The following is a 14,882-nucleotide window of genomic DNA, read 5'->3' as shown; positions in this document are numbered from 1 at the left end:
TTGTCTGCGGAGCCTGGCTCCGTCTCCTTTCGAGGGGAATAGTGAGTAGTCAGTAAGGAGTAGGAAAAATGAAGACTTTCCCGTTCAGCTGCTACTCACCCGTTCTTCCCTTTTCACTACTCACTATTGACTACTCACTAGCCCTTAATTGCCTCGACCAGCGTCGTGCCCAGCCGGGCCGGCGATGGCGAAACTTTTATCCCGGCCGATTCCATTGCCGCGATCTTGTCTTCGGCGCCGCCCTTGCCGCCCGAGATAACCGCGCCCGCATGGCCCATGGTGCGGCCGGCCGGCGCCGTGCGTCCGGCGATGAAGCCCGCCATCGGCTTGCGGCGGCCGCGTTTGGCCTCGTCCTTGAGAAACTGCGCGGCGTCTTCCTCGGCCGAGCCGCCGATCTCGCCGATCATGATGATCGACTTGGTCTCGTCGTCGGCGAGGAACATTTCGAGCACGTCGATGAATTCGGTGCCTTTGACGGGATCGCCACCGATGCCGACAGCGGTGGTCTGGCCGAGGCCGACATTGGTGGTCTGGAACACGGCTTCATAGGTAAGCGTTCCCGAGCGCGAAACAACACCGACCGAACCCTTGCGGAAGATGTTCCCGGGCATGATGCCGATCTTGCATTCGTCGGGGGTGAGCACGCCGGGACAGTTCGGGCCGATCAGCCGCGACGTCGAACGGTCGAGCCGCGCCTTGACCTTGATCATGTCCATGACGGGAATGCCTTCGGTGATGCAGACGATGAGCGGGATTTCGGCCTCGATGGCCTCGATGATGGCTTCGGCAGCACCCGCCGGCGGCACATAGACGACGGAAGCGTTGGCGCCGGTCTTGGCCTTGCCCTCGGCGACGGTGGCGAAGATCGGCAGGTTCTCGCCCTTGGCGCCGGTCCAAGTCTCGCCGCCCTTCTTGGGATGGATGCCGCCGACCATCTTGGTCCCGTGATAGGCCAGCGCCTGTTCGGTGTGGAAGGTGCCGGTCTTGCCGGTCAGGCCCTGCACGAGCACCTTGGTGTTCTTGTCGACGAGAATGGACATGGTGAGAACGCCTCTGAATTCAGCGATTACAAGAAAGGATTGACGGCTCGCACCGAGCCATAAACCTGGTTGTGGTTGAGATCTTCGGTGTAGAAAATCGGCGCGCCGAGATATCCGGCTGCGGCAAGAAGCGCGGCGTCGTAGTAGTGAATTCCGTAGCGGCGGGCGAGGTCCAGTCCTGCGCGAACATAGCTTTCGTCGACAGGCACCAGCGGACAAGTGCCGAGGAGGACCAGCCATTGGTCGAGCAGATCATCCCCCAGAAGGGATTTTCCTCGCGCCACCGCTGTGAATTCGGCCAAGGTTTGCCCCGACACGCCAAAGACAGTGCTCGATACCAGGTCTTCTGCGATTGGCGCGCGACGTGGGTCACGATTCTTCTCCGAAGCCGCGTAGATCAGGACGTTCGTGTCGAGAAAGCAGTCGATCTTCCCGGTCGGCATAGGCGTCCCTTCGATCCCACTTATAGGGGGTGTCGGCGCTGTCGCTCCGTTTCGCAGCCTCGTCCATAAGCCGCTTCATTCCCGCCTTGGCCCAGGCAATCCGATCTTCCTGCTCGACTTCATGCGCAAGCAGTGAACGAATGAGGGCGTTGAGCGTCGTCTTGCGACGTCCGGCAAGGCCTCGCGCCTTCTCGAGCAGGGCCTCGTCCATGGCCAGGGTGACGTTCTTCATCGCTCGTCTCCACATAAACACACAGCCAATATATGTGTGATTATGTGTCTTTCTTCAACCGCTTTGCCCAGGATTTCCATCGCTCAGCCATCCCCCAAAACGGAAGGCGGGACGCGCCGGTAAAGGCCGCTCATCATGTCTTGCCAGCCGTCGCTGCCGACGGGCTGGAATTGCAGTCGCATGCGATAGCTGTCGCTGCCGTCGAAAGCGTAGGTCACGCGTGCGGCCCCGCGCGGCGACGAGCGCAACAGCGTCAGTGTGTTGCCCTCCCACGTGCCGGAGGCCGGCGAGGCCGGCACAAAGCCCATCGAATCGAACTGATGCATGGTGACAAGGCTGTTTTGCCGGTCGAAGCCGAACACGCTGTGCGCGCCGAACGAAATCGTCCCGTCGCGGCGCTGGCGATAGCGTTGCACTACGAACAGGCCGCCGAACTGTGCCTCTGCCAGTACTTCCGAAGTCGCTGAGCCCCCATCGGCCCATTGTGTGTCCGCGACCTCTTCCTCGCCGCGCCACGCGCCGACCAGAGCCTGCAGGCGCTGGTGATCGGCCGAGAGCGAGGAGAAAGGCGCAGCGTTCATGGGTTCACAGCCGCTTCAGGTCGGTGACGGTGAGAGCGCTCTTGGCATTGCCGGTGTTGAGCGTCGTTGCCGGTTCGAACATCAGCACCACAGGTTCCGGTGTCAGCGAACGCGGCCGGTGTTCGACGCCGCGCGGCACGACGATGAAGTCGCCTTCGCCGAGTTCGACCGGACCGTCGCGGAAATCGATGGCGATGCGACCGCGCAGCACGAGGAAGGCTTCGTCTTCGTTGTCATGGGCGTGCCAGTCGAAAACCGCGCCGAACTTGGCGACCTTCGCCTGGCTGTCATTGACGTCGCCGGCGATATGCGGATCGAAGACCTCCGCGATCTTCGCATCCGCCGCCTCGACGAGATTTATCTTGCGCGGAGGCACTTGATCAGCCCTTCACCGCCGCCACGATCTTCTTGGCCGCGTCGTCAAGATCGTCGGCCGACACGACGTTGAGGCCGCTGTCGTTGATGATCTTCTTGCCGAGTTCGGCATTGGTGCCTTCAAGGCGCACGACCAGCGGCACTTTCAGGCCCACTTCCTTGACCGCGGCGATAACGCCCTCGGCGATGATGTCGCATTTCATGATACCGCCGAAGATGTTGATCAGGATGCCCTTGACCGCCGGATCCCTGGTGATGATCTTGAAGGCCGCCGTCACCTTTTCCTTCGACGCGCCGCCGCCGACGTCGAGGAAGTTGGCCGGCTCGGCGCCGTAGAGCTTGATGATGTCCATCGTCGCCATGGCGAGGCCGGCGCCATTGACCATGCAGCCGATATTGCCGTCGAGCGCGACATAGGCGAGGTCGTATTTCGACGCCTCGATCTCCTTCTCGTCCTCTTCGGTGGTGTCGCGCAGCTCGAGCACATCCGGATGGCGAAACAGCGCGTTGTTGTCGAACGACACCTTGGCGTCGAGGACGCGCAGCCGGCCGTTCTTCATGACGATCAGGGGATTGACCTCGAGCAGGCTCATGTCCTTCTCGACGAAGGCCTTGTAGAGGATCGGGAACAGCGTGCCGCCGTCCCTGGCAGCATCGCCGTCGAGCTTCAGCGCGCCATTGAGTTTCTTCACGTCATCCGCGGTAACGCCCTTTTCCGGATCGATGGCGACGGTGATGATCTTTTCCGGCGTGTCGTGGGCGACCGCCTCGATGTCCATGCCGCCTTCGGTCGAGACGACGAAGGCGATGCGGCCGACCGAACGGTCGACCAGAACAGACAGATAGAGCTCGCGCTCGATGTCGGCGCCATCCTCGATATAGAGCCGGTTGACCTGCTTGCCGGCCGGGCCGGTTTGCTTGGTCACCAGCGTGTGGCCGAGCATCTCGTTGGCGTTGGCGACGACGTCGGCGACCGACTTGGCCAGCCGCACGCCGCCCTTGGCGTCAGGCCCGAGCTCCTTGAACTTGCCCTTGCCGCGGCCGCCGGCATGGATCTGGCTCTTCACCACATAGAGCGGGCCGGGCAGCGCCTTGGCGGCGGCTTCCGCCTCATCCGCCTTGAACACCGGCACGCCTTGGGCCACCGGCGCGCCAAAGCCCTTCAGCAGCGCCTTGCCCTGATATTCATGGATGTTCATCTGGATCGTCTCCGGATCAGCTGCTGGGGTTCACTTCGAGGCGAGTTGCGGCGCGATCTTGACGCAGGCCTCGGTCAGGCCTTGCACCGCCGCCACCGAGCTATCGAACATCTTCTGCTCTGGCTTGGAAAGCTCGATCTCGATGACGCGCTCGACGCCACCGGCGCCGATCACCACGGGAACGCCGACATAGGTGTTCTTCACGCCATACTGGCCGGAAAGGTGGGCCGCGCAAGGCAGCACACGCTTCTTGTCCTTGAGATAGGCTTCGGCCATCGAGATCGCCGATGCGGCCGGCGCATAATAGGCCGAGCCGGTCTTCAACAGGCCGACGATCTCGGCGCCGCCGTCGCGGGTGCGCTGCACGATTTGGTCGAGCTTCTCCTTCGAGGTCCAGCCCATCTTGACGAGATCGGGCAGAGGAATGCCTGCAACCGTCGAATAGCGGATCATCGGCACCATGGAATCGCCATGGCCGCCGAGCACGAAGGCGGTGACGTCCTCGACCGAGACCTTGAACTCCTCGGCCAGGAAATAGCGGAAGCGAGCGCTGTCGAGCACGCCGGCCATGCCCACGACATGGGTGTTGGGCAGGCCGGAAAACTTCTGCAGCGCCCAGACCATCGCATCCAGCGGATTGGTGATGCAGATGACGAAGGCCTTCGGCGCGTACTTCTTCAGGCCGGCGCCGACCTGTTCCATGACCTTGAGGTTGATGCCGAGCAGATCGTCGCGGCTCATGCCCGGCTTGCGCGGCACGCCGGCGGTGACGATGCAGACGTCCGCCCCTTCGATCCCGGCATAGTCGTTGACGCCGGTCAGCCTGGAATCGAACCCGTCGACCGGCGACGATTGCGCAATATCGAGCCCCTTGCCCTGCGGGATGCCTTCGGCAATATCGAACAGAACCACGTCGCCGAGGTCCTTGAGGCCGATCATGTGAGCGAGCGTGCCGCCGATCATGCCAGAGCCGATAAGCGCTATCTTGTTGCGTGCCATGTCAGGATAGTTTCCCTTTGTTCGTGATGTCGCTCAAATCGCTGACGATCTGATGACGGCGTCGAGGAAGAGACCGGAATGCTGCGGGGATCCCGCGAGATTTCGCCGCACCCAATAGCCCCGGCGCCGCGTAAATTCAAACGATTATTTTGGAGCGAGCGTTTTCAATCGGTTAGAGTGACCGGGAATTACGTAAACGTAAAAGTTTGAAAACTCGACTGGGGAAAATCTACACGATGAAGATGGAGATCGTAAGACTTGATGCCGGCAATGACGCCCTTGTGATGCGGGTCGCCGAGGATGTGTTCGACGAACCGGTCAGGCCAGATCGATTGGCAGTCTATCTCAGGGAACCCGGCCACTTCATGGTCGTGGGGCTCGCCGACGGCGTGACCGTCGGTCAATGCGCCGCCATCATTCACCGTCATCCCGACAAGGCGACGGAGCTCTACATCGACGAGGTCGGCGTATCGCCGGCCTTCCAGCGCCAGGGCATCGCGCGAAAGATGCTCGACGCGATGTTTGCGATCGGCAGGGAGAATGGCTGCGAAGAAGCCTGGGTCGGCTCCGAGCCGGACAACCGTGCCGCCCGCGCGCTTTACGAGTCGCGCGAGGAGACGCACGAGTCAGCAGAGAGCTTCCTCATGTATGTTTATCAACTGTAGCCAGGCTGACAGGAGTTCGGCCTATCTTCGTCCTAGGGTGCGCGCTTCGCTTTGCGTCGCTCCGCCCTGGGACGAAGGCGGCGTAGCCGGCGCCTGCCGCGCCTCCGGCGTCGTCTTCGCCTTCCGCCGCTCCGCCCAATCCTCCAGCCAGTCGCGGCTCTGCATCTCGATCAGCCGCGAAGCCGTGCGTTCGAACTCGAACACCTCGACGCCGCGCTTGGCCACATAGAGTTGCTGCGGCGGCGCTTCCGCGCTTACCACCAGCCTGACGTGATGGTCGTAGAGCGTGTCGACCAGCAGGATGAAGCGCTTGGCCTCGTTGCGCCGGCCTTCACCCAGCACCGGAATGCGGTCGACAAAGATGGTCGAGAAGCGGTCGGCAAGGGCCAGATAGTCGCGCGCGCCGAGCGGCTTCTCGCACAGATCGGCGAAGGAAAAACGCGCCGCGTCGCCGGCGGCGCGCGGAACGGCCAGCTGCCGGCCCTTGACGGCAAGCGACGCCTCGGCCGTCGGCGCGCCGCGCGTCATCGTTTGCCAAGCCGCGTCCAGCGCCTCATCGGCCGCCGCATCGGCGGGCGTCACATAGACCGGCGTACGGGCAAGCTTCTCCAGCCGATAGTCCTTGTCGGCATCGAGCGAGAGCACCTGCGCATGCCGTTCCAATATGCCGATGAAGGGCAGGAAAAGCTGACGGTTCAGCCCGTCGCGATAGAGGTTCTCCGGCGCTACGTTCGACGTCGCCACCAGCACCACGCCGCTGGCGAACAGCGCCGAAAACAGCCGGGACAGGATCATCGCATCGGCGATGTCGGTGACCGAGAACTCGTCGAAACACAGTACCCAGGCCTGTTCGGCAAGCGCCCGCGCCACCGGCGGAATCGGATCGTCTTCCCTCACCGTGCCGTCCTTGCGCTCCTGCCGGTGCTTCTGGATGCGGTCCTGCACCTCGGCCATGAAGTCGTTGAAATGCACGCGGCGCTTGCGCCGCACCGGCAGCAGCTCGAAGAACAAGTCCATCAACATGGTCTTGCCGCGGCCGACGCCGCCATGGATGTAGAGGCCCTTGACCGCCTCGTGCGTCTCGCGCCTTCGGGCGAAGAGCCAGCCAAGCGCGCTCGATTTGTGCGCCAGCCGCTTCACCGAAATCTCTGATACCAGCCGGTCGAGAGCGGTGACGATCCGCTCCTGCGCCGGATCGCGCTCGATGGCACCGGTGTCGACCAGATGGTCGTAACGCTGCCTGACGGTCACATGGGTCTGGAGGCCGTCACGCAGATGCATAGGTCACGTCGTTGTCGAGGGGCTTGGCTACCTTGTAAGCGAGATCGGCAGGCCATTGGAAGTCTGGCCGTCGAATTTCGAGCCGCCCGAGGAATAGAGCCGTGCCAGCGTGCCGCCATTCTCATCGTAAAGCGTCAACTGCTTGCCGGCGACGTTCCATGACTTGATGCCGTCGATCGGCGCCGGGCAATGCAGCGGTCCGGCGCGGAAACCGGCGCCGAATTTGGTCTGCGGCGTCGCCACCTTGCAGCTCTGGCCGGAAACGCTGGCATTCCATACGCCGGCGACACTGGCCGCGGTCAGGTCCGGCGCACCCGCCGGCGCCGAACCGTCCGGCGGCAAGGAGGCGACCTGGCTGTTCTGCGGGGCGGTCGGGAATTGCGACGGATCCGTGGTGCCGGGGGAGGCCGGGGGCGGCAACTGGTTGGCCGTCACCTGACCGGACGGCGCCGGCTGCAGCGGCGCCGGCTGCTGGTCGTCCATCGAGGAAAACCGTGAGGTTGAGCAGCCGCTCGCAACGAGCGCCGCCAGCGATACGGCCACCAGGCCGGTTTTCGAAAAAGTCATTCCAACCTCCGTCGGATCCGGCGGGGCTGCCGTCCGCACAATGTCGCCCTCCACCAAGATGGAGAAGGTGGCGAAATTTCAACCCGATATGGTTAAAATAGGGTTTGCGCCAAGAATTGTTGCAAATTTGTCGCAATCATCCGGCCAGCGGAGCGCTCGGCACGAATATATAGCCGTCCGGTCCGACGACATAGCTCTCGCGCAGGCCGTGCGGCTTGTCGATCGCCCCGGCCAGCACGATGTGGCCATGCTCGCGCGCGGCGGCCTCGACCGCATCCGGGTTGGCGCCGTAAAGACGCAGCTCGACGCCGGCGCCGCGTGTCTCGGCGCCGGCGATCGTCCCTGTCATGGCATTGTCGAGATAGGAATGGTCGGCGTGCAGCATGAACACCGAGCCCAGCAGCTCGATCGCCGCGAAATCCTCGTCGGCATAGATGATATCGGCGCCGAGCACGTCGCGGCAGAAGGCTTCCATGGCCGCCATGTCGCTCACCAGCAGGTTGACGCCGATGCCGCGCGCCAGCGAGCGGCCGAAATCCCCGGCCTTCATCCATGGTGTCCTGGTCCGCTTCATCGCCATGGCATCGTCCTCCCCAATCCGATCCTACTCAAGCCGGCCGCCCGGGCCGTTGGCATTCGGCCGGCAAACGCTTGCGCCAGCCGGCACAAGGGCTATGTCTATCAAGACGAAATTCGCTGGAGCCGCAAATTGGCTGCGAGACCGAAAGCCGCCAATCGCTACTATAACGGCCCGCCCAGCGATCATTTCGACGGAACCTTGTTCTTCAATCCCGGCGGCCAGCCGCCGGCGCGTTTCGCCGATCTGCTGAAATGGCAGTTCAATGGCCAACGCTCGAAATGGCCGGCCACCAATCCGAGCCCCTTTCCGCAGGCAAAGCCGCCTGCACGTGTCGAGGGCGCCGGCCTGACCGTGACCATGGTCGGTCATTCCACGCTGCTGGTCCAGACCGCGGGCCTGAACATCCTCACCGATCCGGTATGGTCGCTGCGGGCCTCGCCGTTCTCCTTCGTCGGGCCGAAACGCGTCAACGCGCCGGGCATCGCCCTGGCCGACCTGCCGCCGATCGATCTCGTGCTGGTCAGCCACAATCACTACGACCATCTCGACATCGCGACGCTGAAGCAGCTCAAGGCCAGGCACGACCCGCTGGTGGTGACCCCGTTCGGCAATGACGTCCTGATTGGCGGGGCGGTTCCCGGCATGCGGCTCTCGGCGCATGACTGGGGCGACAGGGTCGACATCGGCGATGGCGTGGCCGTCCATGTCGAGCCGGCGCATCACTGGTCGGCGCGCGGCACACGCGACCGGCGCATGGCGCTATGGGCCGGCTTCGTCATCGAGACGCCGGCCGGCCGGATCTATTTCGCGGGCGATACCGGCTTCCATGACGGCATCAACTACCGGCTCATGGCTCACAAGCACGGCGGCTTCCGCTTCGCCATCCTGCCGATCGGCGCCTATGAGCCGCGCTGGTTCATGGCCTCGCAGCATCAAAACCCGGAGGAGGCGGTGCAAGGCATGACATTGTGCAACGCCGCCTATGCGGCCGGCTGCCATTGGGGCACGTTCCAGCTCACCGACGAACCGATCGACGAGCCGGCACGCAAGCTCGACGAGGCGCTGGAGGCCGAGGGCCTGCCGCGCGAACGTTTTCGCGCCTTGCGGCCAGGTGAGGTCTGGGACGTGCCGCAGGAAGCGGCGCTTTGACCGGGGCCGGCCGCGGCCGGCGGAACCCGAGCGCCACCGGCGCGTTTGTTGAAGGGGCTTCGATTTCTATCGCTTTGCGAGGCATTTCCATGCTTAAATGGATCATCATTCTCCTGATTATCGCCGCCGCTGCGAGCCTGCTCGGCATGCCGGCATTAGCAGGTGCGGCCGCCACCGGCGCGCGCATCCTGATCGGTATCGTGCTGATCATATTCCTGCTGATCGTGCTCGGCGTCTTCGCCGTCACCTGAAGGCGCGATGCACTGGTAATTCCCGCCCTTTTCCGCCATATAGCGGCAAACAGTACGGAATGACCGGAAGAAATGGCAGGCACCGCCCCTTTCGCCAAGATGAACGGCATCGGCAACGAGATCATCGTTGCCGACATGCGCGGCCGTGCCGACCGGGTGACGCCGACAGCTGCGGTCGCGCTCAACGCCGATGCCTCGACGCGGTTCGACCAGATCATGGCGATCCATGAGGCGCGGACGCCGGGTACGGCCTATTTCATCGACATATTGAATTCGGACGGCTCGGGCGCGCAGGCCTGCGGCAACGGCATGCGCTGCGTCGTCCAGGCGCTGGCGGCCGAGACCGGACAAAAGACATTCACCTTCGAGACCGTCGCCGGAATCCTCAACGCGCAGGAACATGCCGACGGCTCGATCTCGGTCGACATGGGCACGCCGCGCTTCGGCTGGCGGGACATTCCGCTCGCCGAGGAGTTTCGCGATACCCGCATGATCGAATTGCAGGTCGGCCCGATCGACGCCCCGGTGCTGCATTCGCCCTCGGTCGTCTCCATGGGCAATCCGCATGCCATCTTCTGGGTCGACCGCGACGTCTGGTCCTACGAACTCGACCGCTTCGGACCGCTGCTCGAAAACCATCCGATCTTCCCCGAGCGCGCCAACATCACCATCGCGCAGGTGACCTCGCCCGACAGCATGATCATCCGCACCTGGGAACGCGGCGCCGGCCTGACCAAGGCTTGCGGCACGGCATCCTGCGCCGCCGTCGTGGCAGCGGCCCGCAGCCGGCGCACCGGGCGCAGCGTCAATCTGCTGACCCCCGGTGGCGGCTCGCTGCATGTGGAATGGCTCGAAAACGACCATGTCATCCTGACCGGTGCGGCCGAATGGGAATTTTCCGGCAGCTTCGATCCCTCGAGCGGCGCCTGGGCGCGCGACACCGAAAGCGCGGCCTGATGCCCGCTCCTTTCAAGGATGGCGATGTGGGGAAGGGCCCCAATCGCATCGAACTGGTGACCTTCGGCTGCCGGCTGAACACCTATGAATCCGAGGTGATGCGGCGCGAGGCCGAAACTGCGGGCCTCGGTGGGCTGGCTGGCGGCGCCGTCATCTTCAACACATGCGCCGTCACAGGTGAGGCGGTGCGCCAGGCCAAACAGGCGATTCGCAAGGCGCGCCGCGATAACCCCGAGGCTCGCATCATCGTCACCGGCTGCGCGGCGCAGACCGAGCCGCAGAATTTCGCTGCCATGGACGAGGTCGATCTCGTTCTCGGCAATGAGGAGAAGCTGAAGGCCAATTCCTATCGCGCGCTGCCGGATTTCGGTGTCAACGACAGCGAGAAGGCGCGCGTCAACGACATCTTCTCCGTACGCGAGACCGCCGGCCATATGGTCGATGCCATCGAGGGCAGGGCACGCGCCTTCGTGCAGGTGCAGAATGGCTGCGACCACCGCTGCACCTTCTGCATCATCCCCTATGGCCGCGGCAATTCACGCTCGGTGCCGATGGGCGCCGTGGTCGAACAGGTCAAGCGGCTCACCGGCAATGGCTATGCCGAGATCGTGCTGACCGGCGTCGACATGACCAGTTTCGGCGCCGACCTGCCGGGCGCACCGAAACTCGGCAGGCTGGTGAAGACCATCCTGCGCCAGGTGCCGGACGTGAAGCGCCTGCGCCTCTCCTCCATCGATTCCATCGAGGCCGACGACGATTTGCTCGACGCCGTCGCCACCGAGCCGCGGCTGATGCCGCATCTGCATCTGTCGCTGCAATCGGGCGACGACATGATTTTGAAGCGCATGAAGCGCCGGCATCTGCGCGATCAGTCGATCCGCTTCTGCGAAGACGTGCGCAAGCTGCGCCCCGACGTCGTCTTCGGCGCCGACATCATCGCCGGCTTCCCGACCGAGACGGAGGCTATGTTCGAAAATTCGGCAAAGATCGTCGGGGAATGCGGGCTGACCCACCTGCACGTCTTTCCGTTTTCGCCGCGCGAAGGCACGCCCGCCGCGCGCATGCCGCAGGTCCGCCGCGAAGTGGTCAAGCAGCGGGCAGCCCGCCTGCGCGCCGCCGGCGAGACGGCATATCGCCGCCATCTGTCGTCGCTCTCCGGAACGCGTCAGTCGATCCTGATCGAGCGCGACGGGCTCGGCCGCACCGAAGGGTTCACGCTCGCCGCGCTCGCCACCGGCGCGCCGGGCGAGATCGTCGAAGCAACAGTCACCGGCCATGACGGCGCCCGGCTGATCGCGGTTCCGCTTGCCGCCCGCGCCGCCTGAGAAACGCAAGAGATGGCCGGGTTCTTCAAGAAGATATTTTCGTTCGGCAAGAAGGAGGTCGTCGAGGAGCGCGTCGACGAGACCGCCCCGCTGCCGCCGATCAAATGGGATCAGCTCGACACGCTGAAGCCAGCGGCCGAGCAGGCCGTTCCGGAATTCCTGAAGCGGGAGGAGAGCCAGGCTCAGCCTCCCGTCGAGCCCGCGCCGCCCGAGGAGCCGACACCCGAGCCTGCCCCGGCCATTCCGCCGGTGCCGGAGCCGACCATTCCGCCCGAGCCGGAACCGCTGCCGGAGCCGCGGCCGGAGGAGGAACCGGCACCGGCGCCAGAGCGCCCGGAGCCGCCGGCCCCTGAGAAAATTCCGACACCCCCGGCCATTCCGGAGCCTGCGCCCGAACCGCGGCCGCAGGAGGTACCGCAACCAGCGCCCGCCGAGCCGGAAATTGTCCCGTCGCGCCCGGAGCAGCTGCCGGAACCGGCACCCGCCGAAGTACCGACGCCCGCCGAAGTTCCGGTCGAGACGCCGGCGCCAATCGAGATTCCTGCGACACCGTCTTCCGCGCAGCCTTCACAGGCCGGCGCCGCCCCTCATCCGCCTGCTGGCACCTTCTCCCCGTATAGTGACGGGGAGAAGGAAGAAGCTGCAACGCCAACGCCTCCCTCTCCCCGTCCTTCACGGGAAGAGGGCGAGGGTGAGGGGCAGCGCCGACCTGTCGAGAACCTGGCACCCAGCGCCGAAACCGCCGCCGAAATCTCGCCGCCGATTCGCCAGCCTGCGCCGATCGAGCCGCAGCCTGTGCGCGCCGAGATCGCGCCGGAACCTGAGGCAGTTCCCGTCCCGCCGAAGGCTGCGCCCGCCCCCGGAAAGGTAACGGTCGCCAGAAAGGTGGAGCAGAAGGCCGAGCCGCAGAAGGCGCCGGAGCCGGCGCCGCGGCGCTCCTGGTTCCAGCGCATGCGGGACGGGCTTGCCCGCTCCTCGCGCGAATTGTCGGGCAACATTGCCGGCGTCTTCACCAAGCGCAAGCTCGACGACGACACGCTGCAGGATCTGGAGGACGTGCTGATCCGCGCCGATCTCGGGCTGGAGACGGCCTTGCGCGTCACCGATTCGCTGGCCGCCAGCCGCTACGGCAAGGATGTCTCCGACGCCGAGGTCCGCACCGTGATGGCGCAGGAGGTCGAGAAGGTGCTGACCCCCGTCGCCCTGCCGCTGGAACTCGACCTCAGCCACAAACCGCATGTCATCCTGGTGGTCGGCGTCAACGGCACCGGCAAGACCACGACCATCGGCAAGCTGGCGGCCAAACTGACCGATGGCGGCCTGTCGGTGATGCTGGCCGCCGGCGACACCTTCCGAGCCGCCGCCATCGAGCAGCTCAAGATCTGGGGCGAGCGGACGAAATCGCCGGTCATCGCCTCCAAGCTCGGCGCCGATGCCGCCGGCCTCGCCTACGATGCTTTCGAGAAGGCGAAGGAAGCAGGCTCCGACGTGCTGATCATCGATACCGCCGGCCGCCTGCAGAACAAGGCCGAGCTGATGGCGGAACTCGAGAAGATCGTGCGCGTGCTGGGCAAGCTCGATCCGGAAGCGCCGCACACCGTGCTGCAGACGGTCGACGCCACCACCGGCCAGAACGCGCTCAACCAGGTGGAGATCTTCCGCAACATCGCCGGCGTCAACGGCCTGGTGATGACCAAGCTGGACGGGACGGCGCGTGGCGGTATTCTGGTGGCGATCGCGGCAAAACACAGATTGCCGGTCTATTTCATCGGCGTCGGCGAACAGGTCGACGACCTCGAACCGTTCTCGGCAAGCGAATTCGCCAGGGCGATCGCTGGCGTTGCCTAACGGCATGATCCCGGAAGTTGCTTCAACCGGATCGTGCGTAAGAAGGAAGATATGAACCCACCCATTCTCGAACGCGATCCGTCCGACCCGCAGAAAGAGAAGAAGGAAGGCGTCAACCCGCTGCTCAAGCTCGTTCTCGAGCTAGGGCCGCTGCTGGTGTTCTTTTTCGCCAATGCGCGAGGCGAATGGCTGACGCAGAAATTCCCGGCGCTGGCGGAATTCGGCGGCCCGATCTTCGTCGCCACCGGCCTGTTCATGGCCGCCACCGCGATCGCGCTGGTCGCGTCCTGGCTGCTCACCCGCACCCTGCCGATCATGCCGATGGTGTCGGGCGTCGTCGTCTTCATCTTCGGCGCGTTGACGCTCTACCTGCAGGACGACATCTTCATCAAGATGAAGCCGACCATCGTCAACACGCTGTTCGGCGGCGTGTTGCTCGGTGGGCTGTTCTTCGGCAGATCTCTGCTCGGCTACGTCTTCAATTCCGCCTTCAGGCTCGATGCCGAGGGCTGGAGAAAACTCACCTTTCGCTGGGGCCTGTTCTTCCTGTTCCTGGCCCTCGTCAACGAGGTGGTGTGGCGGAATTTTTCGACCGATGCCTGGGTTACCTTCAAGGTCTGGGGCATCATGCCGATCACGCTTCTGTTCACCTTCAGCCAGATGCCGCTGATCCTGCGCCATTCGCTGGACGACAAGACCGGCGGCGAAGAGAAGGCCGGCAAGTAAGGCCTGCAAATTGGGGGGAGTGCCATGGAATTCGTCACCACGCGCGAAGAGCTGCGGACGATCTACAAGACGCCGCGTCCGACGGATGGTTCGATCCGCAAAGAATTGAAGGCGCTGGACGGCCATTGCCGCTCCTTCATCGGCAAGAGCCCCTTCGTGCTGATCGGCTCCTCCGACGGCGAAGGCAATGCCGATGTGACGCCCAAAGGCGACAAGCCAGGATTCGCCGCCGTGCTTGACGACAGGACCATCGCCATCCCCGACCGGCCCGGCAACAACCGGCTGGATACGCTGGAGAACATCCTGCTCAATCCGTCGGTCGGGCTGCTGTTCCTCATTCCCGGCATGAACGAGACGCTGCGCGTCAATGGCGACGCCCGCATCACCGTCGACGCCGCTTTGCGCGAACGGCTGGCCGTCGACGGCAAGGAGCCGCAGAGCGTCGTCGTGGTCGCCGTCAAGGCCGCCTACATGCATTGCGCCAAGGCCTTCATGCGCTCCGAGCTTTGGAAGCCGGAGAGCTGGCACGATCGCGCCACGCTGCCGACGCTCGGTCAGATCCTGCGCGACCAACTGGCGCTCGCCGATTCGGCCGAGGCGACCGACCGCTGGCTGGACGACGAATACAAGCAGACGATGTGGTAGCGTGCGCGGAAGATTCGTC

The 14,882-nt window shown here is 64.3% G+C and carries 18 protein-coding genes; 8 read left to right on the top strand and 10 right to left on the bottom strand.

The features are described from left to right. Positions 1-137: 137 nt before the first annotated feature. The 7 genes from sucD to mdh form a co-directional block, all read right to left on the bottom strand. On the bottom strand, positions 138-1,040 hold the full coding sequence (gene sucD, locus FJ867_RS01775; protein WP_140518080.1) for a succinate--CoA ligase subunit alpha: 903 nt from the start codon (positions 1,038-1,040) through the stop codon (positions 138-140). Positions 1,041-1,066: 26 nt separating this feature from the next. Beyond that, a complete protein-coding gene (locus FJ867_RS01770; protein ID WP_033838548.1) occupies positions 1,067-1,483 on the bottom strand; it encodes a PIN domain-containing protein in 417 nt (138 codons plus the stop codon). Next, entirely contained in the window at positions 1,410-1,715 is a 306-nt protein-coding gene (locus FJ867_RS01765; RefSeq protein ID WP_140492797.1) for a hypothetical protein, read from the bottom strand. The genes FJ867_RS01770 and FJ867_RS01765 overlap by 74 nt, the downstream gene beginning before the upstream one ends. Before the next feature lie 83 nt (positions 1,716-1,798). Continuing rightward, positions 1,799-2,296: a DUF1579 family protein gene (locus FJ867_RS01760; protein ID WP_140518079.1), complete on the bottom strand. Its 498-nt coding sequence runs from the start codon at positions 2,294-2,296 to the stop codon at positions 1,799-1,801. 4 nt (positions 2,297-2,300) lie between these two features. Further along, positions 2,301-2,672, bottom strand: a complete 372-nt coding sequence (locus FJ867_RS01755) for a cupin domain-containing protein (protein WP_140518078.1) — start codon at positions 2,670-2,672, stop codon at positions 2,301-2,303. 4 nt (positions 2,673-2,676) lie between these two features. Continuing rightward, on the bottom strand, positions 2,677-3,870 hold the full coding sequence (gene sucC, locus FJ867_RS01750) for an ADP-forming succinate--CoA ligase subunit beta (protein WP_140492804.1): 1,194 nt from the start codon (positions 3,868-3,870) through the stop codon (positions 2,677-2,679). Positions 3,871-3,900: 30 nt separating this feature from the next. Further along, positions 3,901-4,869, bottom strand: coding sequence for a malate dehydrogenase (gene mdh / locus FJ867_RS01745; RefSeq protein WP_140492808.1), 969 nt, complete (start codon positions 4,867-4,869; stop codon positions 3,901-3,903). Between the two features lie 236 nt (positions 4,870-5,105). On the opposite strand from mdh, the gene FJ867_RS01740 reads away from it, so the two are divergent. Further along, positions 5,106-5,534 (top strand): GNAT family N-acetyltransferase, encoded by a 429-nt coding sequence (locus FJ867_RS01740; RefSeq protein WP_140816356.1) that lies wholly within the window; start codon positions 5,106-5,108, stop codon positions 5,532-5,534. A gap of 21 nt (positions 5,535-5,555) precedes the next feature. Here FJ867_RS01740 and zapE read toward each other — a convergent pair whose 3' ends face one another. The 3 genes from zapE to FJ867_RS01725 all read right to left on the bottom strand — a co-directional run bounded on the left by zapE (position 5,556) and on the right by FJ867_RS01725 (position 7,962). After that, positions 5,556-6,815, bottom strand: coding sequence for a cell division protein ZapE (gene zapE, locus FJ867_RS01735; protein ID WP_140816354.1), 1,260 nt, complete (start codon positions 6,813-6,815; stop codon positions 5,556-5,558). 27 nt (positions 6,816-6,842) lie between these two features. Continuing rightward, the gene (locus FJ867_RS01730) at positions 6,843-7,382 is read right to left on the bottom strand and encodes a protease inhibitor Inh/omp19 family protein (RefSeq protein WP_140550731.1); all 540 of its coding nucleotides are present in this window, start codon (positions 7,380-7,382) and stop codon (positions 6,843-6,845) included. Positions 7,383-7,518: 136 nt separating this feature from the next. After that, complete coding sequence (locus FJ867_RS01725; RefSeq protein WP_140816352.1) at positions 7,519-7,962, bottom strand: hypothetical protein; 444 nt, start codon at positions 7,960-7,962, stop codon at positions 7,519-7,521. 129 nt (positions 7,963-8,091) lie between these two features. Between FJ867_RS01725 and FJ867_RS01720 the strand changes: the two genes are divergently transcribed. The 7 genes from FJ867_RS01720 to FJ867_RS01690 all read left to right on the top strand — a co-directional run bounded on the left by FJ867_RS01720 (position 8,092) and on the right by FJ867_RS01690 (position 14,863). After that, complete coding sequence (locus FJ867_RS01720; RefSeq protein WP_140518075.1) at positions 8,092-9,111, top strand: MBL fold metallo-hydrolase; 1,020 nt, start codon at positions 8,092-8,094, stop codon at positions 9,109-9,111. An 89-nt stretch (positions 9,112-9,200) separates the two neighbouring features. Further along, positions 9,201-9,362, top strand: a complete 162-nt coding sequence (locus FJ867_RS01715; RefSeq protein ID WP_140518074.1) for a DUF1328 family protein — start codon at positions 9,201-9,203, stop codon at positions 9,360-9,362. A gap of 72 nt (positions 9,363-9,434) precedes the next feature. Next, on the top strand, positions 9,435-10,319 hold the full coding sequence (gene dapF, locus FJ867_RS01710) for a diaminopimelate epimerase (RefSeq protein WP_140816350.1): 885 nt from the start codon (positions 9,435-9,437) through the stop codon (positions 10,317-10,319). Continuing rightward, positions 10,319-11,644 (top strand): tRNA (N(6)-L-threonylcarbamoyladenosine(37)-C(2))-methylthiotransferase MtaB, encoded by a 1,326-nt coding sequence (gene mtaB, locus FJ867_RS01705; protein ID WP_140816348.1) that lies wholly within the window; start codon positions 10,319-10,321, stop codon positions 11,642-11,644. Before dapF ends, mtaB begins: the two co-directional genes overlap by 1 nt. Before the next feature lie 12 nt (positions 11,645-11,656). Beyond that, entirely contained in the window at positions 11,657-13,492 is a 1,836-nt protein-coding gene (gene ftsY / locus FJ867_RS01700) for a signal recognition particle-docking protein FtsY (protein WP_140524973.1), read from the top strand. A gap of 51 nt (positions 13,493-13,543) precedes the next feature. Then, positions 13,544-14,218 carry a septation protein A gene (locus FJ867_RS01695; RefSeq protein ID WP_140559284.1) on the top strand — a complete coding sequence of 225 codons (675 nt, stop codon included), beginning with the start codon at positions 13,544-13,546 and terminating at the stop codon, positions 14,216-14,218. A 24-nt stretch (positions 14,219-14,242) separates the two neighbouring features. Further along, positions 14,243-14,863: a pyridoxamine 5'-phosphate oxidase family protein gene (locus FJ867_RS01690; protein ID WP_140816346.1), complete on the top strand. Its 621-nt coding sequence runs from the start codon at positions 14,243-14,245 to the stop codon at positions 14,861-14,863. Positions 14,864-14,882: the final 19 nt, after the last annotated feature.

The sequence above is a fragment of the Mesorhizobium sp. B2-5-3 genome (assembly GCF_006441005.1).
GTDB lineage: Bacteria > Pseudomonadota > Alphaproteobacteria > Rhizobiales > Rhizobiaceae > Mesorhizobium.
Note: the sequence above shows the minus strand (reverse complement) of the source record. Positions and strands in the feature narration are given on the sequence as shown.